The 21,742-nt window shown below is 59.1% G+C and carries 16 protein-coding genes; 12 read left to right on the top strand and 4 right to left on the bottom strand.

Annotation, left to right across the window (positions count from 1 at the left end; translation table 11 throughout):
• Positions 1-60 precede the first annotated feature (60 nt).
• Entirely contained in the window at positions 61-954 is an 894-nt protein-coding gene (locus ABWL43_RS10585; RefSeq protein ID WP_404487627.1) for a LysR family transcriptional regulator, read from the bottom strand.
• Between the two features lie 155 nt (positions 955-1,109).
• Between ABWL43_RS10585 and ABWL43_RS10580 the strand changes: the two genes are divergently transcribed.
• The 6 genes from ABWL43_RS10580 (at position 1,110) to ABWL43_RS10555 (ending at position 9,025) form a co-directional block, all read left to right on the top strand.
• A complete protein-coding gene (locus tag ABWL43_RS10580) occupies positions 1,110-2,756 on the top strand; it encodes a GMC family oxidoreductase (RefSeq protein ID WP_404487626.1) in 1,647 nt (548 codons plus the stop codon).
• 102 nt (positions 2,757-2,858) lie between these two features.
• Positions 2,859-4,481 (top strand): MFS transporter, encoded by a 1,623-nt coding sequence (locus ABWL43_RS10575; RefSeq protein WP_369302727.1) that lies wholly within the window; start codon positions 2,859-2,861, stop codon positions 4,479-4,481.
• A gap of 224 nt (positions 4,482-4,705) precedes the next feature.
• Positions 4,706-6,655, top strand: a complete 1,950-nt coding sequence (locus tag ABWL43_RS10570) for a DNA topoisomerase III (protein WP_404487624.1) — start codon at positions 4,706-4,708, stop codon at positions 6,653-6,655.
• A 132-nt stretch (positions 6,656-6,787) separates the two neighbouring features.
• The gene (locus ABWL43_RS10565; RefSeq protein ID WP_145163407.1) at positions 6,788-7,228 is read left to right on the top strand and encodes a CBS domain-containing protein; all 441 of its coding nucleotides are present in this window, start codon (positions 6,788-6,790) and stop codon (positions 7,226-7,228) included.
• A gap of 8 nt (positions 7,229-7,236) precedes the next feature.
• Complete coding sequence (locus ABWL43_RS10560; RefSeq protein WP_404487623.1) at positions 7,237-8,085, top strand: NAD-dependent protein deacetylase; 849 nt, start codon at positions 7,237-7,239, stop codon at positions 8,083-8,085.
• Positions 8,086-8,695: 610 nt separating this feature from the next.
• Positions 8,696-9,025, top strand: a complete 330-nt coding sequence (locus tag ABWL43_RS10555; RefSeq protein ID WP_106579931.1) for a hypothetical protein — start codon at positions 8,696-8,698, stop codon at positions 9,023-9,025.
• Positions 9,026-9,147: 122 nt separating this feature from the next.
• On the opposite strand, the gene ABWL43_RS10550 is transcribed toward ABWL43_RS10555, so the two are convergent.
• A complete protein-coding gene (locus ABWL43_RS10550) occupies positions 9,148-10,050 on the bottom strand; it encodes a LysR substrate-binding domain-containing protein (protein WP_404487622.1) in 903 nt (300 codons plus the stop codon).
• Between the two features lie 188 nt (positions 10,051-10,238).
• Here ABWL43_RS10550 and ABWL43_RS10545 point away from each other — a divergent pair, with 188 nt between their 5' ends.
• The 3 genes from ABWL43_RS10545 to ABWL43_RS10535 are packed head-to-tail and all read left to right on the top strand — an operon-like array spanning position 10,239 to position 12,821.
• Entirely contained in the window at positions 10,239-10,937 is a 699-nt protein-coding gene (locus tag ABWL43_RS10545; RefSeq protein ID WP_058425579.1) for a CoA transferase subunit A, read from the top strand.
• Between the two features lie 31 nt (positions 10,938-10,968).
• The gene (locus tag ABWL43_RS10540; RefSeq protein WP_017135011.1) at positions 10,969-11,628 is read left to right on the top strand and encodes a CoA transferase subunit B; all 660 of its coding nucleotides are present in this window, start codon (positions 10,969-10,971) and stop codon (positions 11,626-11,628) included.
• An 11-nt stretch (positions 11,629-11,639) separates the two neighbouring features.
• Complete coding sequence (locus tag ABWL43_RS10535) at positions 11,640-12,821, top strand: acetyl-CoA C-acetyltransferase (protein ID WP_404487621.1); 1,182 nt, start codon at positions 11,640-11,642, stop codon at positions 12,819-12,821.
• Between the two features lie 221 nt (positions 12,822-13,042).
• On the opposite strand, the gene ABWL43_RS10530 is transcribed toward ABWL43_RS10535, so the two are convergent.
• A complete protein-coding gene (locus ABWL43_RS10530) occupies positions 13,043-14,128 on the bottom strand; it encodes a DUF1615 domain-containing protein (protein WP_404487620.1) in 1,086 nt (361 codons plus the stop codon).
• A gap of 146 nt (positions 14,129-14,274) precedes the next feature.
• On the opposite strand from ABWL43_RS10530, the gene ABWL43_RS10525 reads away from it, so the two are divergent.
• The 3 genes from ABWL43_RS10525 to ABWL43_RS10515 all read left to right on the top strand — a co-directional run bounded on the left by ABWL43_RS10525 (position 14,275) and on the right by ABWL43_RS10515 (position 20,231).
• A complete protein-coding gene (locus ABWL43_RS10525; protein WP_404487618.1) occupies positions 14,275-14,889 on the top strand; it encodes a LysE family translocator in 615 nt (204 codons plus the stop codon).
• A gap of 184 nt (positions 14,890-15,073) precedes the next feature.
• Entirely contained in the window at positions 15,074-19,816 is a 4,743-nt protein-coding gene (locus tag ABWL43_RS10520; protein WP_404487617.1) for an RHS repeat-associated core domain-containing protein, read from the top strand.
• Position 19,817: 1 nt separating this feature from the next.
• Positions 19,818-20,231: a hypothetical protein gene (locus ABWL43_RS10515; RefSeq protein ID WP_145163391.1), complete on the top strand. Its 414-nt coding sequence runs from the start codon at positions 19,818-19,820 to the stop codon at positions 20,229-20,231.
• Between the two features lie 425 nt (positions 20,232-20,656).
• On the opposite strand, the gene hemB is transcribed toward ABWL43_RS10515, so the two are convergent.
• On the bottom strand, positions 20,657-21,631 hold the full coding sequence (gene hemB, locus ABWL43_RS10510; RefSeq protein WP_242200833.1) for a porphobilinogen synthase: 975 nt from the start codon (positions 21,629-21,631) through the stop codon (positions 20,657-20,659).
• Positions 21,632-21,742: the final 111 nt, after the last annotated feature.

Genomic DNA, 21,742 nt, shown 5'->3' with positions numbered 1-21,742 from the left:
GCCAACATTTGGATCTCATGCCATCTGAGGGATGCCGTGTTGCAGGCTGATCCGGTTTCTTCAGCTGGATTCGCCGAGCAGCAAACCCTGCTCCCTTGCGCACAACTCCACCACGTAATCCCACAACACCCGCAGCCGCACTGACTTGTGCAGCTCACGGCGCGAGCTGATCCAGTAGCTGCGCTGAATGCCCTCCGCCGGCAGCAGCGCCACCAGGTCCGGGTCACTCGCCGCCATAAAGCACGGCAACACAGCGATGCCCAACCCCGAGCGCGCCGCCTGGTGCTGGGCGATCACACTTGTGCTGTGGAACACCACTTTGGGGTTGCGGCAGAAGCTGCTGAGAAATTTGAGTTCCTGGCTGAACAACAGGTCATCGACGTAATCGATCCATGCATGCACGGCGAGGTCTTCGCGCTTTTCAATCGGCGGGTTGCGGTCCAGATACGCGCGGCTGGCGTACAGCGCGAGGCGGTAGTCGGTGAGTTTGCGCGTGACAAGCTGGTCGACGCTGGGGCGTTCGAGGTGAATGCTGATTTCCGCCTCCCGGTTAAGAATGCTGACGAAGCGCGGCACGGCCACCAGTTCGACTTCCAAACCTGGGTAGCGGTCAAACAGCCCACCCATGCGGCTGGCAAGAAACATCACGCCCAACCCTTCGGCCACGCCGAGGCGGATCTTGCCCAGGGGCGCAGCGGAATGGGTGAGTTCGTCTTCGGCCAGCAACGCGACGTTTTCCATGGCCTCGGCGTGTTTGAGCAAGGCTTCACCGGACGGCGTCAGCTCGTAGCCCTGCGCGTGCTGCACAAAAAGCGCAGTCCCCAGGCTCTTTTCGATGGCCTCGATATGCCGGGCGACGGTGGCGTGCGTGGTTTTCAGGCGCTGGGCCGCGGTGAGCAAGCGGCCGCTGCGTTGCAATTCGAGAAAAAACCGCAGGTCATTCCAGTCGAACATATCGCCTCCCTTGCGTGGACAGTCAGCAGCTGCGCTCATCGCAGTGGCTATAGGCACTGTTTAAAAACGCACAGCAGCTGGGTAAAAACTAACATTTTTAAGACGAAAACTAACAACTAGGATGGAGCCAATAAGAAAAACAAGCGAGACCTCAGATGCCCATTGCAGCTGCTGAATACGATTACGTGGTAGTAGGCGCCGGCCCCGCAGGCTGCCTGCTGGCCAATCGACTGTCCGCCAACCCCGCCCACCGCGTGCTGCTGCTCGAAGCTGGCGGCCGCGACAATTACCCCTGGATCCATATTCCCGTCGGCTACCTGTTCTGCATCGGTAACCCGCGCACCGACTGGTGCTTCAAGACCGAAGCCCAGGAAGGCCTGCAAGGCCGTGCGTTGAGTTACCCGCGCGGCAAGGTGCTGGGCGGCTGCTCGTCGATCAACGGCATGATCTACATGCGCGGTCAGGCCCAGGATTACGACGGCTGGGCCGCCGAGGGCAACCCGGGCTGGGCCTGGAAAGATGTGCTGCCACTGTTCAAGCAAAGCGAAAACCACTTCGCCGGCGGTTCGGAATTTCACAGCGACGGCGGTGAGTGGCGCGTTGAGCAACAGCGCCTGCACTGGCCGATCCTGGATGCCTTTCGCGATGCTGCGGCGCAAAGCGGTATCGCGCCGATCAGCGATTTCAACCGGGGCGATAACGAGGGCTGCGGCTACTTCCAGGTCAATCAGAAGGCCGGCGTGCGCTGGAATGCGGCCAAGGCGTTTCTCAAGCCGATCCGCCAGCGGCCCAATCTCACCGTGCTGACCGAGGTCGAAGTGGAGCGCGTGGTGCTGGAAAACGGCCGAGCCTCCCAGGTGCTCGGGCGTCAGAACGGCCAGCAGATGAGCTGGAAAGCGCGCAAGGAAATCGTACTGTGCGCAGGCTCCGTGGGCTCGCCGGGCATCCTGCAACGCTCGGGGATCGGCCCTTCCAATGTGCTCAAACCATTGGGCATCGACGTGGTGCATGAGCTGCCCGGCGTGGGCGGCAACCTGCAGGATCACCTGCAACTGCGCCTGATCTACAAACTGGAAAACGCGCGCACTCTGAACCAGATCGCGGGCACCCTGTTGGGCAAAATGGGCATGGGCCTGCGCTACCTGTATGACCGCAGCGGCCCGCTGTCGATGGCGCCCAGCCAGCTCGGCGCGTTTGCCCGCTCCGGCCCGGAACAGACCTCGGCCAACCTTGAATACCATGTGCAGCCGCTGTCACTGGAGCGTTTTGGCGAACCCTTGCATGCGTTCCCGGCGTTTACCGCTTCGGTCTGCGACCTGCGCCCGCAAAGCCGCGGCCGTATCGACATCCGTTCGGCCAACCCGGCAGATGCGCCGTTGATTCGGCCCAACTACCTCAGCCATCCGCAGGATTTGCGCGTGGCCGCCGACGCGATTCGCCTGACCCGCCGCATCGTCGCCGCGCCAGCCTTGAGCCAGTTCAAGCCGGTGGAATACCTGCCCGGCGATGCATTGCAAACCGAAGCGGAACTGCACGAAGCCGCCGCGCGTATCGGCACGACGATTTTCCATCCGGTGGGCACCTGCCGCATGGGCAGCGACAAAGACGCCGTGGTCGATGCCCAACTGCGCGTACATGGCGTGCCGGGTTTGCGCATCGCCGATGCCTCGGTGATGCCACGCATCACGTCGGGTAACACCTGCTCACCTACACTGATGATTGCGGAGAAGGCTGCGCAGTTGATCCTTTCGCCGAACACAAGGAATCTTGCCCCGGAAAGAGAAATGACCACACCCGCGTGACCTGCAGGCGTCCGGCTGGCCGGCGCCTGCACAGAGACAACCGGCGCCGAGGTTGGCGCCGACAGTGGAACAACAATAAATAATCACTGTGAGGGTTACCCGATGTCAGAACATGCTCAACCCCTGGGCTCGGCCGTTCGTGCGAGCACCGGCAGCGAATCAAGAAAAGTCATCTTCGCCTCGTCTCTGGGGACGGTGTTCGAGTGGTATGACTTTTTCCTCTACGGCGCTCTGGCGGCCGTGATCAGCAAACAGTTCTTTGCCGGGGTCAATGACACCACGGCGTTCATCTTTGCCTTGATGGCCTTTGCGGCAGGCTTCGTGGTGCGGCCGTTCGGCGCGCTGGTGTTTGGTCGCTTGGGTGACATGATCGGGCGCAAGTACACCTTTCTCGTCACCATCATCCTGATGGGCGTGGCCACGTTTTGTGTCGGGCTGCTGCCGACCTACGCCAGCATCGGCATTGCCGCGCCGGTCATCCTGATCGTGCTGCGCATGTTGCAAGGCCTGGCGTTGGGCGGTGAGTACGGCGGCGCAGCCACCTATGTGGCCGAGCACGCGCCGGCCGGCAAACGCGGCCTGCACACCAGCTGGATTCAATCCACCGCCACCCTCGGCCTGCTGCTGTCGCTGCTGGTGGTGCTGGCTTGCCGTTACTTCACCGGCGACCAGTTTGAAGTGTGGGGCTGGCGGATTCCGTTCCTGTTTTCCATCGTGCTGCTGGGCATTTCCACCTGGATCCGCATGAGCCTGCACGAGTCGCCGGCGTTTTTGAAAATGAAAGAGGAAGGCAAGGCCAGCAAGTCGCCGATCCGCGAGTCGTTCGGCAAATGGGAAAACCTCAAGGTGGTGCTGATCGCGCTGTTCAGCATCAACGGCGGGCAAGCAGTGACGTTCTACGCGGCGCAGTTCTATGTGCTGTTCTTCCTCACCCAATTCCTGAAAATGGACCCGGCGCTGGCCAACATGCTTTTGATTATCAGCGTGGTGATCGGCGCGCCGTTCTTTATTCTGTTTGGCTGGCTGTCGGACAAAATCGGGCGCAAACCGGTGCTGATGCTCGGTCTGCTGCTGGCTACCGCCCTGTACTTCCCGATCTTCAAGGGCCTGGCGCATTACACCAACCCGGCGATGGACCAGGCCAGCCATCAGGCGCCGATTACCGTGCTGGCCGACCCGGCCACGTGCACCTTTCAGTTCGACCCGGTGGGCAAGGCGCGCTTTGACAGCCCGTGCGACAAGGTCAAGACCTTCCTGGTCAAGCAAGGCCTGCCGTACAGCAGTTCTGCGGCCCCGGCCGGCAGCCCGGTGCAGGTAAGCGTGGGTGACGTGCGCATCGACGGTTTCGACGAAGCGGCCCTGCGCGGTGCGGTGACACTCGCCGGCTACCCGTCTTCGGCGGATGTGGCTCAGGTCAACAAGGTCATGGTGGTGGTGCTGATCGTGGTGCTGATCCTGATCGCCGCCATGTGCTACGGCCCATTGGCAGCGTTGATGGTGGAACTGTTCCCGACGCGTATCCGCTACACCTCGATGTCGCTGCCCTATCACATCGGTAACGGCTGGTTTGGCGGCTTCCTGCCGACTGTGTCATTTGCCCTGGTGGTGTACACCGGCGACATTTTCTACGGCCTGTGGTACCCGGTGGTGGTGACTGGCGTGAGTCTGATCGTGGGGTTGTTCTGCCTCAAAGAAACCCGAAATGTGGACATCAATAACAACTGATCTTCAAGACGCCTAAGACCCCTTGTGGGAGCGGGCTTGCCCGCGAAGGCGGTGTGCCAGTCGACACATTCGTTGACTGAGCCACCGCTTTCGCGAGCAAGCCCGCTCCCACTTTCGTGTTGTGGCACTCACACACTTTGCTGTACATCCATACAGATAATGGTTGCTCAAATCCCTCTGACTCAGCATCCTGCAAGGCATCAACCCGATCTGATGTGATGACCATGCGGCTGTACCTCTGTGAAAAACCCTCCCAGGCCAAAGATATCGCGGCCGTGCTCGGCGCCAGCCGGCGCGGCGACGGTTGCTGGCTGGGCAATGGGGTCACAGTCACCTGGTGCATCGGTCACCTGCTGGAAACCGCCCCGCCCGATGCCTACGACGCCAAATACAAGCGCTGGGTGCTGGCCGATCTGCCGATCGTCCCGGAAAAATGGAAGATGCAGGTCAAGCCCAAGACCGCCAGCCAATACAAGGCGGTCAAGCGTTTGCTGGGAGAAGCCCAGGACCTGGTGATCGCCACCGACGCCGACCGTGAGGGCGAGATGATCGCCCGGGAGCTGGTCGAGCATTGCCGTTATCGCGGGCCGATCCAGCGGCTATGGCTGTCGGCGCTGGATGACGCCTCCATTCGCAAAGCCCTGGCCGCGCTCAAGCCGGGCGCCGAAACCTTCAGCCTGTATCACTCGGCGCTGGGTCGCTCGCGCGCCGACTGGCTGATCGGTATGAACATGAGCCGTCTATTTACCTTGCTCGGGCGCCAATCCGGCTATCAAGGCGTGTTGCCGGTGGGCCGGGTGCAGACGCCAACCTTGCGCCTGGTAGTGGACCGCGACCGCAGCATCGCCGACTTTGTGCCGGTGGCTTATTGGGCCATCGATGTCGATCTGCGCCATGAGCGCATGACCTTCACCGCCCAATGGCGCGCCACGGATGATGCGTGTGACGACCAGGGCCGCTGCCTTAACCCGCAGTTGGCCCGCGACGCTGCCGATGCCATGCGCAACGCCGCCACCGCGCGGCTGGTGAAGTTGCGCACCGAGCGCATGCGCGAGGTGGCGCCCCTGCCCTTCGATCTGGGTACCCTGCAGGAAATCTGTTCCAAAAAACTGGGGCTCGGTGCCCAGGAAACCCTGGATATCGCCCAGTCACTCTACGAAACCCACAAGGTCATCACCTACCCACGCAGTGATTGCGGCTACCTGCCGTTGAGCCAGCACGGTGACGCGCCGAAGATTTTAGCTGCGCTGGGGCGTGCGGACCCGGCAGTGAACGAGCTGATGCCGCACATCGATCCCCAGCGCCGTTCGCGGGCCTGGAACGACGCCAAGGTCAGCGCGCACCACGGCATCATTCCCACCGGGGCCGGTAAGGATGTGGTGCAGCTCACTGGTAAATACCGTGCGGTCTACACCCTGATTCGCGCACGTTACCTGGCGCAGTTCCTGCCTAACCATGAATACGATCGCACCCAGGCGGATTTCGACTGCGCAGGCCAAGCGTTGCGCGCAGTCGGCAAGGTTGTCATCGAGCCAGGCTGGAAACGCGCGTTGCCCGAAGCACTGGTCCCGGCAAAGGGGCGCGAGGCACCCGCGCCGCAAGCCTTGCCGACGCTGGTGCAGGGCCAGGACCACGCGGTGGCCAAGGTCAATCTCAAAGACCTGTGGACTCAGCCGCCCAAACCCTTCACCGAAGGCGACCTGATCAAGGCCATGAAAAACGTCGCCAAGCTGGTGGAAGACCCGCTGCTCAAGCAAAAACTCAAGGACACCACCGGCATCGGCACCGAGGCCACCCGCGCCGGAATTATCCAGGGGCTGCTGGACCGTGGTTACCTGGTCAAAAACGGTAAGGCACTCTCGGCCACTCCGGCCGCATTCAGCCTGATCGACGCCGTACCTCGAGCCATTGCCGACCCAGGCACCACTGCGATCTGGGAACAGGCGCTGGACATGGTGCAAAGCGGTGAAATGAGCCTGGAAGAATTCGTCGCCAAGCAGGCGGCGTGGATGAGCAAGCAAGTGGCGCGCTGCAATGGTATGCGCATGACCATCACCGGCCCAGCCAGCCCGGCAGGCCGAGGCGCCACGCCATGGAAAAAGAAGCGCAAGACGGCGCCACGCAAGACAACGGCCGGTACCAAGCGGGGGAAAAAGCCGACAAATGCCGGGTGAAAGACGAAAAAATCCAGCGAATGACGTTTTTCGACGGGTTTAACGCCGCTTTGGACCTTGCAGCCCCGTAGCCCGTCTAGGATTCTGTAAGGGACCTGCTGACTTCCTAACAACAACACCGGAGTGGCCGCCATGAAAACCGTCGCACAAGTGCTCAAAGCCAAGGACCAGAAGAACCAGGAGGTCCACACCATCAAGTCGCACCAGACGGTGATGGAGGCATTGATCCAGATGGCTGCCAAAAACGTCGGCGCCTTGCCGGTTGTGGACGAAGGCAAAGTCGTGGGGGTGATCAGTGAACGGGATTACGCGCGTAAGCTGATCCTCAAGGGCCGCTCCTCCGCGACCACTGCCGTGAGTGAAATCATGAGCTCGCCAGTGATTACCGTCGATACTCACCAGAGCGTCGACAAGTGCATGAACATCATGACGGACGGTCACCTGCGCCACCTGCCCGTGGTCGAAGATGGCAAGCTGATCGGCCTGTTGTCCATCGGTGACCTGGTCAAGGAAGCCATTGCCGAGCAGGCTGATCTGATCAAACAACTGGAGCAGTACATCCGCGGCGAATAGGGGACCCCATGCTCGACACGCTGGAACATCAAGAAGACCACCTCGATACCCTGCACCGGGCGATGGCCGAACGGCGCTTTGTGGTGCTGACCGGTGCGGGCATCAGCACGTCGTCGGGCATTCCTGATTATCGCGACAGCGAAGGCGTACGCCGGGGCAAGGCACCGATGATGTACCAGGAATTCCTGGCCACGCCGCAAGCGCGGCGCCGCTACTGGGCGCGGGCGATGCTGGGTTGGCCACGGGTGCGGGTCGCGCAGCCGAACAAGGCTCACCTGGCGCTGGCCACGCTGCAACAACGCGAGCGCATCAGCGGGCTGATCACGCAGAACGTCGATACCTTGCATGACCAGGCCGGTAGCCATGATGTGATCGAGCTGCATGGAAGTCTGCATCGAGTGCTGTGCCTGGATTGCCAGCAGCGCAGCGAGCGCGATGTGATCCAGCGGGTGATGGAAGATCAGAACCCCTACCTGGCCGGCGTCGATGCCGTGCAAGCGCCCGACGGCGATACGCTGCTCGATCCTGCATTTGAAGAACGCTTCCAAGTCCCCCACTGCCCGTACTGCAACGGCCAACGGCTGAAGCCCGATGTGGTGTTTTTTGGTGAGAACGTCGCCCAGGCCACGGCGGCCAAAGCAATGGCCGCGGTACAGCAGGCTGAGGGGTTACTGGTGGTGGGTTCTTCGCTGATGGCCTATTCGGCGTTTCGCCTGTGCAAGGCGACGGTGGAGCAAGGCAAGCCGGTGATTGCCATCAACCTGGGCAAGACACGCGGGGATGAGCTGTTGCAGGTGAAGATCGAGGCGCCCTGCGAGCGTTTGCTGCCGTTGCTGGTCGAGCGATTGAGCCAGTAGCACCAACAATGTGAACAGGGCTGCGTGTGGGAGCGGGCTTGCTCGCGAAGACGGTGCGTCAGTCAAAAGCGTTCCGGCTGCCCCACCGCCTTCGCGAGCAAGCCCGCTCCCACAGGTTTCCATACTGAATTGATGACCTCGCCCCTTCGACCAACCGCACAAAAAATGACGCCCAAGTCACGTTTTTCCGCATTCCCCCGTCCCTACAACGATTTATGTAGTGCTAAAAAAAAATCACTACATAACCGTTGACGTAACCTTTTTACCCTTGCATTATCGAGACGTCTCCCGGATCGGGAGCGTTGGTAACACGTGTTTTGAACAAGCTCGTCTGACCGCCGAGCTGTTTTTTCCGGATGTGCACTGCCCACAAGGCAGATTGATGAAGCTGACCGGCCCGCAAGGATCGGTACAAGAAGCTAAAACGCTGCTTGTCTTCGCTATGAAACCATTGCGTAGCCGCTCATCAGCAAAACTACATGCATCAGGTTCAAGACCCTGCCCGTATTCGGCAGACAGTCACTGACGCCCGGCTTTCTGAGCCGGAGACAACTAAGCAGTTTTAACGGAATCAACTGATAGATCGCCAACTGGTCAAGGGGCTTACATTATGAATCTGAACAACCAACCAACTATCGATGAATTGGCTGAGATGTTCGCAGCGCAGAAAGACACACTCGACGACCATATCCTGTGGGTCGAAAAATCGGGTCAAGTCCATATCGACTGCGTGGCGCCCCACACCCTTGAGGAAGAGTTCGATAAAAATAACCGTAACCTGGCGGCGCGCCTGAAAATGTACCGCCGCGGCCAGGGTTATGTCGGCAAGAAGGCGGCTGCGGATCAAAACTTTATCGAACAGGTATTCGACACACTTAACAATGCCTGGGCATCTTTCAAAGACAGCTCGAACGTTAAAGTAATCGACCGCTACTACTAAGTAATACTCGACCACTGTGGGCGCTGGCCCGTCGGCAATAGCGGTTTAATATTCAACGTTAATGTTGAGTTTTAAATAGCCATCGCCGACGAGCCAGCGCCCACATTTGTTTTGCGTCGTAATCAAAACGATGGGAATCGGCCTTTAGCGGCTTCATCGCGAAAAATATCGAACAAGACCTGCGCAGCTGCCGACAATTCATGGCCCGGCTTGGTCAACACACCAATCGGTCGCTCGATCACCGGATCGCTCAACGTGATGCAATGGGCGCCCGCCTCTTTCATCTGTTTCGCGCACAACGCGGGTACGGCGCTGACGCCAAGGCCATTGGCAACCATCTTGCCCACCGTCGCCAATTGATGGCTCTCCAGCGCCACCGGCAATTTCATTTGCAGCGCGCCCAGGTGCTCCTCGAGCATCACCCGTACCGTGGAAGGCCGCTGCAGGGTAATGAACGGCTGCTCCAACAAGGTTTGCCAGTCGATTTCGCTTCGCTGGGCCAACGGTGAATCTCCGGGCACTACCGCAATAAACCGGTCCAGGTACAACGGGGTGAACGCCAGCGACGAACCCTCGGACGGCTCGAACGCCACGCCCAGTTCCACCTGACGGTCACGCACCATCTCCAGCACCTGCTCGTTGATCAGGTCATGCACCGTCACGTTCACCTGCGGGTAACGGGCGCGGAATATCTTCAGGATCGGTGGCAGCAAGTTGCCCGCAAACGACGGCATCGCCGCCACGGTGACCCGGCCACGCTGGAGGGTGAAACGCTGGCGCAGCTCGTCCTCGGCGTTGTCCCAATCGGCGATCAAGCGACGCGCCAGAGGTAACAACGACTCACCTTCAGGCGTCAGCGCGACATTGCGCGTATTGCGGCTGAACAAGCGCCCACCTAAACCCTCCTCCAGCCCTTTGATGGTCAGGCTCAGCGCCGATTGAGAGAGGTGCAGGCGCTCGCAAGCAGCGGCGAAACTCAAGCTCTGGGCCACGGCGAGAAAGGCACGCATCTGTTTAACGGTCATAGGAAGCTCCACGCTGCCAGTCAAATGCTGCAAGTGAGGTTGCCGCATGTCTATGCTTTAAGTGTGCGGCTTAACGCCGATTATGCTGTTTTTCAAACCAATCAACCTTAAAAAACAACTTAACAAATCAATCCGTCGGCGCAACACTCGTGTCATTGGCTGGCCCACACACAATAAAAGAGGTGCATATGGCAGGTTTCGATAAACGCGTGGCGTCCTATGAAGAAGCACTGGCAGGCCTGGAAGACGGCATGACCGTGCTCTCCGGTGGTTTTGGTCTGTGCGGCATTCCGGAAAACCTCATTGCCGAGATCAAGCGCAAAGGCACCCGCGACTTGACGGTGGTCTCCAATAACTGCGGCGTCGATGGTTTTGGCCTAGGCGTGCTGCTGGAGCAAAAGCAGATCAGCAAAGTGATCGCCTCCTACGTCGGTGAAAACGCCTTGTTCGAGAAGCAACTGCTCAGCGGCGAAATCGAAGTGGTATTGACGCCCCAAGGCACCCTGGCAGAAAAAATGCGCGCAGGCGGTGCCGGCATCCCGGCCTTCTTCACCGCCACCGGCGTCGGCACCCCCGTCGCCGAAGGCAAGGAAACCCGCGAATTCAATGGCCGCCCCTACCTGATGGAAGAGTCCATCACCGGTGACTTCGCCATCGTCAAAGGCTGGAAAGCCGACCATTTCGGCAACGTCATCTACCGCCACACCGCCCAGAACTTCAACCCGCTGGCCGCCACCGCCGGCAAGATCACCGTGGTCGAAGTTGAAGAAATCGTCGAACCGGGCGAGCTGGACCCGGCGCAGATCCACACCCCAGGCATCTACGTCGACCGGATCATCTGCGGCACCTTCGAGAAGCGCATCGAACAGCGCACTGTCCGCAAATAATCCGCCAGCCCAAATAATAAGGAGACAAACAATGGCTCTTACCCGCGAACAAATGGCTCAACGCGTCGCACGCGAAATGCAGGACGGTTTCTACGTCAACCTCGGCATCGGCATTCCGACCCTGGTGGCCAACTACATTCCCGAAGGCATGGAAGTGATGCTGCAATCGGAAAACGGCCTGCTCGGCATGGGCCCTTTTCCGACCGAAGAAACCATCGATGCCGACATGATCAACGCCGGCAAGCAGACCGTGACGGCACGCATTGGCGCCTCGATCTTCTCCTCTGCCGAGTCCTTCGCGATGATTCGCGGCGGCCACGTCGACCTCACCGTGCTCGGCGCGTTTGAAGTGGACGTCCAAGGCAACATCGCCTCGTGGATGATTCCCGGCAAATTGGTCAAAGGCATGGGCGGCGCCATGGACCTGGTGGCCGGTGCAGAAAACATCATCGTGATCATGACCCACGCGTCCAAGGACGGTGAGTCCAAGTTGCTCAGCCAGTGCAGCCTGCCGCTGACCGGCGCCAAGTGCATCAAGCGTGTATTGACGGACCTGGCTTACCTCGAGATCGAAAATGGCGCTTTTGTCCTCAAGGAACGCGCACCTGGCGTCAGCGTTGAAGAGATTGTGAGCAAGACCGCCGGTAAACTGATCGTCCCGGACCACGTTCCAGAAATGCACTTCCAGTGAGGACAGATTCCATGCAAGACGTCGTGATTGTTGCTGCCACCCGCACCGCCGTGGGCAGCTTTCAAGGTTCGCTGGCCAGTATCCCGGCACCGGAACTGGGCGCCGCCGTGATCCGTCGCCTGCTGGAGCAGACCGGCCTGGACCCGGCTCAAGTGGATGAAGTGATCCTCGGCCAGGTCCTCACCGCCGGCAGTGGCCAGAACCCTGCGCGTCAGGCGTCGATCCTCGCCGGGCTGCCCCACGCAGTACCAGCGCTGACCCTGAACAAGGTCTGCGGCTCGGGCCTCAAGGCCCTGCACCTGGGCGCCCAGGCGATTCGTTGCGGCGACGCCGAGGTCATCATTGCCGGCGGCATGGAGAACATGAGCCTGGCGCCGTACGTATTGCCTGCTGCGCGCACCGGCTTGCGCATGGGTCACGCCAAGATGATCGACAGCATGATCACCGACGGCCTGTGGGATGCGTTCAACGACTACCACATGGGCATCACCGCCGAGAACCTGGTGGACAAGTACGGCATCAGCCGTGAAGCCCAGGACGCGTTCGCCGCCGCTTCCCAGCAGAAAGCCGCTGCGGCGATTGAAGCGGGTCGGTTTGTCGATGAAATCACGCCGATCCTGATTCCCCAGCGCAAAGGCGACCCAGTGGCCTTCGCCGTGGATGAACAACCGCGCCCCGGTACCACCGCCGAATCCCTGGCCAAACTCAAACCTGCATTCAAGAAAGACGGCAGCGTCACTGCCGGCAACGCGTCCAGCCTCAACGACGGCGCCGCTGCAGTGTTGTTGATGAGTGCAGATAAGGCCAAAGCCCTCGGCCTGCCTGTGTTGGCGCGTATCGCCAGCTACGCCAACGCCGGCGTCGATCCAGCCATCATGGGCATCGGCCCGGTGTCAGCCACTCGCCGCTGCCTGGACAAAGCCGGCTGGAGCCTGGGCGACCTTGACCTGATCGAAGCCAACGAAGCCTTCGCCGCGCAATCTTTGGCGGTGGGCAAAGAGCTGGAGTGGGACGCCGAGAAGGTCAACGTCAATGGCGGTGCCATCGCCATCGGCCATCCGATCGGTGCCTCGGGTTGCCGCGTGCTGGTGACCTTGCTGCATGAAATGATCAAGCGCGACGCCAAGAAAGGCCTGGCGACGCTGTGCATCGGTGGCGGCCAGGGTGTAGCCCTCGCCCTCGAGCGCAGCTGATTCAAAGAGCAACATGAGCAAAGGCCCGTTGTGGCGAGCGGGCTTGCCCCGCGTTGGGCTGCGAAGCGGCCCCAGAACCAGGCACCGAGTGATGACTGACACACCGCGTTCTGCTGATTGAGGGCTGCTTCGCAGCCCAACGCGGGGCAAGCCCGCTCGCCACAGAAAGCCCGCTCGCCACAACAAGCCGCTCGCCACGACACGCCCGCCAGCGACAATAATCAGCGCTTCATGCAGCGCCGATACCGGTCATCCACGCGCTTGGCGAACCACGCGGTGGTCAGGTTGCGGGTGATCTTCGGGCTTTTCAGCACGATGCCCGGCAGTATCGCCCGTGGCATTGGCTTGCCGGCCGCTTTATCAGCCAGCGCGTATACGCGTTTGTAGAGAGTGGTCTCCTCAAAGTCCAATTGCTCACCCTTCTCCAACTGGCTACGGATGGTCGGATTGCGCATGTCCAACTTGGCCCCCAGGGAGCGCACCGCCAACTCAGTGGTGCCCGGCAACAATGAGCCATAGCGAATCAAGTCGCCATCCAACGCCAGCTCGGTGCCAGTAATGCGGCTGACGGCGGCCTGGAACGCGGCGTTGCGGCTGGCGTACCAACCGGCATTGAAGTCAGCAAAGCGGTACAGCGGCTGGTCATAACTGACCGGGTAGCCCAGCAAGTGGGCGATGCCGAAATACATACCGCCGCGCCGCGTGAAGACTTCACGGCGAATCGTGCCGTCCACTGTGTAGGGATAACCCCGGGCCTGTTTCTGTGCAAAGTCGATGCTGACTTGCATCGGGCCTGCGGTATGCACCGGGTTGAAACCGCCAAATAAGGTATTACCCAGAGGCACCACGCTGATGAAATCGTCAAAGATTCCACTCAGGTCCTTCTCCGTGCGTGCAGCACTCAAACGCTCGGCGTAGGACTTGCCGGTAGGCGAGCGCAATTGCAGTGCGCTGCGCACCACAAAGGCCGGCACATGGACCTTGCCGGCACGGCGCAGGATTTCATCCTGGGCGATCTTGCCCATGTTTGGCACCGGCGGGTCGACCTGATAAGTGGACTCTTGCTCGGTGACTGCCAGCACGGCACAGATATTTTCGGTGCTGGGGTAGATTTTCTGAGTGTCGAAGGCGGTGTAGATGTCTTGCGCCCAGCCACCACGGTCCGGCACCGTCGCCGGCAGCAGGCGCACGATCTGCGCTTTCACCTCGGCCTCGCTACGCTCCGGCTGTTGCGGACTGCGTGAAGTGGAGCAACCGGCCAGCACCAGCAACGTGGTGAGGCACAGGATCAGGCGGCTTGAATACATGGGGCTTCCTTGGGTAACGACGGGCCGGGCATTGCGGATATCGACAGGTAAGTCTAACCGGGGTTCGCCGACCTGCCGTACTCGCCAATCACAAACTAACGTGACAGGATCTGTCATCGACCATTCCTACAAGGAGTTTGAATGCCATGCTCAGTGTGAACTTCCTCGTCACGTGCCTGATCGTCGTGCTGATCCCCGGCACCGGTGTGATCTTTACCGTCTCCACCGGCCTCACCGCCGGCAAGCGCGCCAGCGTATTTGCTGCGCTGGGTTGTACCGCTGGCATCCTGCCCCACTTGCTGGCATCGGTGCTCGGCCTCTCCGCCCTGCTGCACACCAGCGCGTTGGCGTTTGAAGTGCTCAGGTATGCGGGCGTTGCCTACTTGCTCTACCTGGCCTACGCCACCTGGCGTGATCGCTCGGCCTTCGCGATGAATGACGCACCGACCGCAACCACAGCGCGCGGCCTGATGATCCGTGGCTTCCTGTTGAACATCCTCAACCCCAAACTGACAATTTTCTTCCTGGCCTTTCTGCCCCAGTTCGTTACCCCAGGCAACATCTCGCCCGCCGTGCAAATGCTGGTACTGAGCGCGGTATTCATGGCGATGACGTTTGCGGTTTTTGTCATCTATGGCTTGTTGGCCAATGGCTTTCGCCGCGCCGTGATCGAATCGCCGCGCGTGCAGAACTGGCTGCGCCGAAGTTTTGCGGCAGCCTTTGCAGGATTGGGCTTGAACCTGGCATTTGCGCAGCGCTGACAAGGACTACCGAAACATCCCACGCAACACCCGGATAAGCTCTACAGATACCACCTGAAAACCTCGGCAAAGTCCTTCGCCTGATCACACAGCGCGAGGGATTGCAGATGGTTTTTTGTGTTGGAACACGTATTGACGGGGCTGTCGCTTGAACCCGGCTATTGGCCGGCTGGCCCTGAGGCCCATGGACGTCAAAGCGCCGGATGTTGAAGGCGTCTTACGTGATTTCCGGGGCTGCCTGAACACCTTTGACGACTGGGCTTTAAGCTTCTGGAGCTTTTCGGCGCTGGATGTCGAGCAGGTGTTCAAGGTTGGCGATGAAGTGACGCTGGTCGCGCCCATAGCCCCCTCCATTTTTCCCAGCAGCACCGTCGCCACCTGCCAGGCCAACGGCACGTTGACCCTGGTGCACATGTTCCAAAGCACGCAGTTTGTGCCCATCGGCGATACGCCGGTGATACTGCAACGCGTCAACCCCAACGGTGGCCCGCTGGGCGAGCCGATCCACAAAACCATCGGCCCCAGCGGCATTCTTGAAATCACCGAGTGTGATCGCAACCAGCAGTACCGAATCAGTTTTTATCCCAACGTTTCCAAGGATCACGTCAAGGCGCTGTATGCGTCTTATCAGTCGGTGATCGCGGAACTGGAAGCGCGCCTGCGCGACGAATGGAACAGCACGCTTGAGGCACGTTGGAAAGACTTTGCGGACGCTATCGCGCAAGACCAGCGCAGGATGGTGGAAACGGCGTTTCTAAGTGGCATGGGCAAAGCGCTTTACAGCCTGTGGGACAACATAACTCAACTGGTTGATTTACTGGCGGACATCAAGCCCAGCAGCGAGAAGTTGCTGCAATACATCTCCCAAACTGAACTTGATGAACTGCTGAAGCTCGGCAACGACGCAATCGCCGACGGCCTGCTGGTGCTCAGCGATGAGCCATTGTTGTTCATTTACGTGTCGGCAATGGTCAGCTGGATGCGCATGCTGCCGCCGAAAGAAATGCATGAATTGATGGGGGAAATCACTGGCGAGGTGTTGATCAACCTGCTGCTGATTTGGGCGACAGCAGGCGTGGGTGTGGCGGTGCGCCTGGGTACGAAGGTGCTGGGGCATATCAAGTCTGAGCGGACGTCGGAGTTGTTGGAGTTGCTGGCTAAAAAGCTGGTGATGCCCCGGTTGGAGCCGCATGCCAAGGTGGTTAAGCCGTTGCTGGGACGGAGTGCCGCAACCCCAATCAAGACGGTGCCGGTTGCACCGTTGAAGGCTGGGGATCAGTTGGTTTCCAACCCAGTGCCGGCGGTTCGTACCAAGAAACAGCAGACCGCGTTGGTGCGCCAGGAACACGTCGATGATGTGCCTGTTGCTGCGAAGAATCCCCAGGGAGATGCGGCGGCGCCTGCCGACAAAACCGCCACCAATGGCTGCCCGGTGTCGATGGTCACCGGCGAAGAATTGCTGACCCTCACTGATGGCGCGCTGGACGGAATTTTGCCGTTTGAGTGGACGCGGTTGTACCGCACCAGTGCGGTGGAAGTGGATTGCGGGTTGGGGTTTGGCTGGAGTCATGCGCTGGCGCAGCGGTTGGTGGTTGCGGGTGATTCGGTGGTTTGGACGGATCATGAGAATCGCTCTACTGCCCTGCCCTTGCCTACTGCTGCCCGACCGGCAATCACCAATAGCTTGGCCGAGGCCGCGATCTATTTGGGCGCCCTGCCCGATGAATTGGTGCTGGCTCAGGCATCACGGTTTTATCACTTTCGCGATGGTCAGCTGACAGCAATCAGCGATGCGTATGACAACCGGCTGCGGATTTCTCGTGATCGTTTGGGCCGAATTGAGCGGCTGGATAACGGCGCGGGTCGGTCGCTGTTTTTGCGCTACGAACTCGGGCGCATTGTGGCCGTGGACTATCAGGTTCATCGCGCCAAAGGCCGTGAGCCGTATGTGTGGGTGACGGAGCAGAACGTCGTTTCCTACGCCTATGACGACGCTGGGCGACTGGTTTCCGCGACCAATGCCGTAGGTGAAAGCGAGGTTTATCGGTACGACGATCAGCACGTCATTCTTGAGCGGCAACTGGCCGGTGGGGAGAGTTTCTTTTGGGCGTGGGAACGGGCTGGCAAGGCCGCGCGCTGTGTTCGGCATTGGGCCAGCTTTTCGCAGATGGACACGCGGTATGCGTGGGAAGACGGCGGCAGGGTTACGGTTCACAACGCTGACGGCAGTCAGGAAGTGTATGTCCACGATCAGCGCGCGCGGCTGGTGCAGCGGATTGATCCGGACGGTGCAGAGCATTTCAAATCCTACGACGACAAGGGCCGGCTGACGGTTGAGCAGGACCCGCTGGGGGCGGTGACGGCGTATCAGTACGACGAAGCCGGACGCTTGGTGGCGATGTTTCCTGGGGAGGATGAGCCGACTTCCTACGAGCATGACAACGGGTTCGTACGGGTCGTACGGCGGGGTGAAGCGGTTTGGAGGTATGAGCGTAATGACCAAGGCGATGTTACGCGTCAGACAGATCCTGACGGCCACATTACGGACTACACCTACGACAAATACGGGCAGCTGATTGGGGTCTGGTATCCGGATAACGGGTGTCATCGGCTGGTTTGGAATGAGCGTGGGCAGCTCGTTGAGGAACAGCTGCCGAATGGTGGGGTTAAGCGTTATCGCTATGACGATGTTGGACGGCAAGTTGCGCGCGAGGATGAGCATGGCGCGCTGACGCAGTATCAATGGGACGGTGTGGGCCGATTGGTTCGTGTCGTACTTCCAGGCGGTGCAGCGCGAGAATACAGCTACAACCCCTACGGAAAAATCACCTCCGAACGTGACGAATTGGGGCATGTCACCCGCTACGAATATGCCGACGGTTTGCACCTGGTCAGCCGCCGCCTCAATGCCGATGGCACCCAGGTTAAATACCGCTACGACAACGCCCGGCTGCTGCTGACCGAGATCGAAAACGAAGTCGGCGAGACCTACCGACTTGATTACCACCCCAACGGCCTGATCCAGCAGGAAATTGGTTTTGACGGTCAACGCACGGCCTATGCCTACGATCTCAACGGCAACCTGCTGGAAAAGACCGAACACGGCGACGATGGCAGTCAGTTAGTCACCCGCTACGAGCGAGACTTTTCCGGCCGCCTTGTACGAAAAACCCTCCCAGACGGTGGAGTGATCGATTACACCTACGACCGCCAAGGCAACCTCCTCAGCGTCGACGACGGTCACTGGGCGCTAGCCTACGAGTACGACAGCCAAAACCGCCTCATCGCCGACCACCAAGGCTGGGGCACCTTACGCTACGGCTACGACGCCTGCGGCCAGCTGAAAAACCTGCGCCTGCCGGACAACAACCGCGTCACCTTCAACCACGACAAAAGCGGCCACCTCGCCACCGTCGAACTGAACGGCAAAACCTTAACGTCCCACCTGTTCAAAACCGGCCGCGAACGCCAGCGCCAACAAGGCCAACTGCTCAGCCACTACCACTACGACAAGCAACACCGCCTCCACGCCCACGCGGTAACTCAAGAAAACCATGACCTCTACCGTCGCCACTACGACTACGACAAATCCGGCAACCTCACCCGCCTGCTAGATACGCGCAAAGGCGATCACCACTACCACTACGACCCCCTCGCCCGCCTGACTCGAGCGGATCACTCGCAAGACGTGCAAGAGCGCTTTGGCCACGACCCGGCGGGCAACCTGCTGATGCAGGACCGCCCCGGTCCGGACATCGTGGCGGGGAATCGGTTGGTGATTCAGGGCGATCATCATTACGACTATGACGCGTTCGGCAATCTAATCCGCCAAAGGCGCGGTAAGGGCCACCAGCTCGTTACCGAGTACCGCTACGACTGCCAGCACCGGTTGATATCGATCACAAACCCGAATGGCCGGACGGCCAGCTATCGCTATGACCCATTTGGTCGGCGTATCAGCAAAACCGTCGACGACATAACGACGGAGTTTTTCTGGCAAGGCGACAAGCTGGTTGCGGAGCATCACGCGGATCGTCATCGCAGTTACCTCTACGAGCCGGACAGCTTTCGGCCGTTAGCATTGCTGGAAGGCTTCGGCCCAAAAGATATCCAGCCTTACCACTACCAACTTGACCACCTCGGCACCCCGCAGGAACTCACCGCCCCCGACGGCGAAATCGTCTGGTCCGCGCATTACCGCGCCTACGGCCAGATCAGTCGCCTAGACATCGAAAAAATCGACAACCCACTGCGCTTCCAAGGCCAATACTTCGACCCGGAAAGCGGCCTGCACTACAACCGCCATCGCTACTACAATCCAGATATTGGTCGTTACCTGACGCCCGACCCGGTGAAGCTGGCGGGTGGGATCAACGCGTACCGGTACGCGCCCAATCCTACAGGGTGGGTTGACCCGCTGGGATTGAACACATGCCCTGGTGAAGGTGGGTGCAAGCTTAAAGTAACATCTGCTGATGAGCCTTCGACAAAAGCGAACGTTTACAAAAACGAACCTGAACCACCACAATCAAGTGATGACGAGGACTACTTATTTCGGGGAGATAGGAAACATCCGGATGAAGTTTTTAAAACGGGGTTCAAGAGCAAGGGAGAAAGCAACGACCTTTACCTTCACGCTCTAAACAGCAACGATCCGCCTAGTAATTTTATAAGCACCTCTCCATCAAGACTCACCGCTATAGATTTTTCAACCGGGTTCGGCACGAGGGACGGTTATTTATACGTTATAAAAAGCATACCGGGCCATGATGTAAATTTAGAACTCGGCAAAATGACACCATTCTCTAATGAGAAAGAATTTGCAGTCCATCACAAAATAGACCCAGAAGACATTTTGGGCATGACACCTGTAAAAAGTGACGGAAGCTATGTAGGGTACTCAATCCCCAACCTGAACAAGAAATAGTATGAATACGCAAAAAATAAAAGTAGCTATCGGCAATCAAAGATTGGAAGTTACCGTTAAATATAGCGTTGAGAATCTTTCAATGACATTTTCCGAGGCTGAAAATTTCAAAAAAATCTACACGGGAAAGGATATTTTTGTTTGCTTAGCAAAGGTCAGAGCAGACTTCCCTCATATTACATTTCTTTGTAAGGGAGCAAAAATAAACGTCATGCCGTCGAGAATGGCCTCTCAAATGAGCAATGGGCTTGTTGCATATGAAATGACATTAGGCAAACAAGCATCACGGGCTGATATCGTTCATATATTTGATTATGAAGAAAATAACCTAACAAACAATCCACAAGAACAAGTGGATTTCTTCAAAAGCTGGATAAAATCATTAGATGCAAGCGATTATGAGAACTTCAACTAAGAAAATAGATCATTAAAAACGGAACACGTGAAACGCAATCATCGAATACGAGGGGTGCAAACCCATCCTTTACCTACTGATGAGCGATGAAACACGAAGCGCCTACACAGCACTGGACCTCTACGACTGCTTCGGTTTAATGAGGGCAGACTTTAAACATATTAAGTTTTTATGCAAGGGCGCAAAAATCAATGTCCCCCCATCAGGGATGTCTTCGCATATGTCTAACGGACTTGTCGCCTACGAGATGACTATGGGAGTTCCGGACGGTGAGCTTGTGCCTATTTTCTCTTATGAAGAGAGCGGTCTCACCAACGACATACGGGAGCAACACGACTTTTGCTAAAACTAGGCTGACTCGGTATAAGTGCAGTTAGAAGCGCCTGCAGCGAGCAAATCTCTCGCCACAGGGTCAATCGCCGGAATTAAATCCCCGCCAACGCCAAATCCATCGCAAAGTAAGTAAAAATCAAATCCGCCCCCGCACGCTTAATCGACCCCAACGTCTCGCGCACCACCCGCGCCTCATCAATCGCCCCTGCCTGGGCACCAAACTTGATCATCGCGTACTCACCACTCACCTGATACGCCGCCACCGGCAAACGCGAGGCTTCGCGGATGTCGCGGATGATGTCGAGGTAGGCACCGGCTGGCTTGACCATCAGCGCGTCTGCGCCTTCCTGCTCATCGAGCAGCGATTCGCGCACGGCTTCGCGGCGGTTCATGGGGTTCATCTGGTAGCTTTTGCGGTCGCCTTTGAGCGCGCTGCCGCCGGCTTCGCGGAACGGGCCGTAGAGGGCCGAGGCGAATTTGGTGGAGTAGGCCATGATCGGAATATGCGTGAAGCCAGCGTCGTCCAGGGCGCGGCGAATTGCCTGGACCTGGCCGTCCATCGCGGCAGACGGTGCGATCACGTCAGCACCGGCGCGGGCGGCGGCCACGGCTTGTTTGCCGAGGTTGACCAGGGTCGCGTCGTTGTCGACGTGGGCGCCGTGCATCACGCCGCAGTGGCCGTGGTCGGTGTATTCGCAGAAGCAGGTGTCGGACATCACGATCATTTCCGGCACGGCGTCCTTGATGATCGAGGACATGCGCGAGACCAGGCCGCGTTCTTTCCAGGTGTCGCTGCCGTTGGCGTCCAGGTGGTGGGACACGCCGAACGTCATCACTGACTTGATCCCGGCGCGGGCATAGCGCTCGATCTCAGCGGCCAGTTTCTTTTCAGGAATACGCTGCACACCCGGCATGCTGGTGATCGGCACAAAGTCGTCGATTTCTTCTTCGACGAAAATCGGCAGTACCAAATCGTTGAGGGTGAATTCGGTTTCCTGGAACAAGCCGCGCAGCTCCGCAGAGCGGCGCAGGCGGCGTGGACGGGCTTGGGGGAACTGGCTGGTCATGGCTGTCCTGAATAGCGGCAGAAATAGTTGGGGCGAAAGCTTATGCCCCTTGGCCCCGGCAGCACAAACGCCAAGGGGCCAACAGTGTATTGCGCAGCCCGTAACAATTCA

The sequence above is a fragment of the Pseudomonas sp. HT11 genome (assembly GCF_044875395.1).
GTDB lineage: Bacteria > Pseudomonadota > Gammaproteobacteria > Pseudomonadales > Pseudomonadaceae > Aquipseudomonas.
The sequence above is the reverse complement of the archived record's forward strand: the minus strand, read 5'-3'. Positions and strand labels throughout refer to the sequence as shown.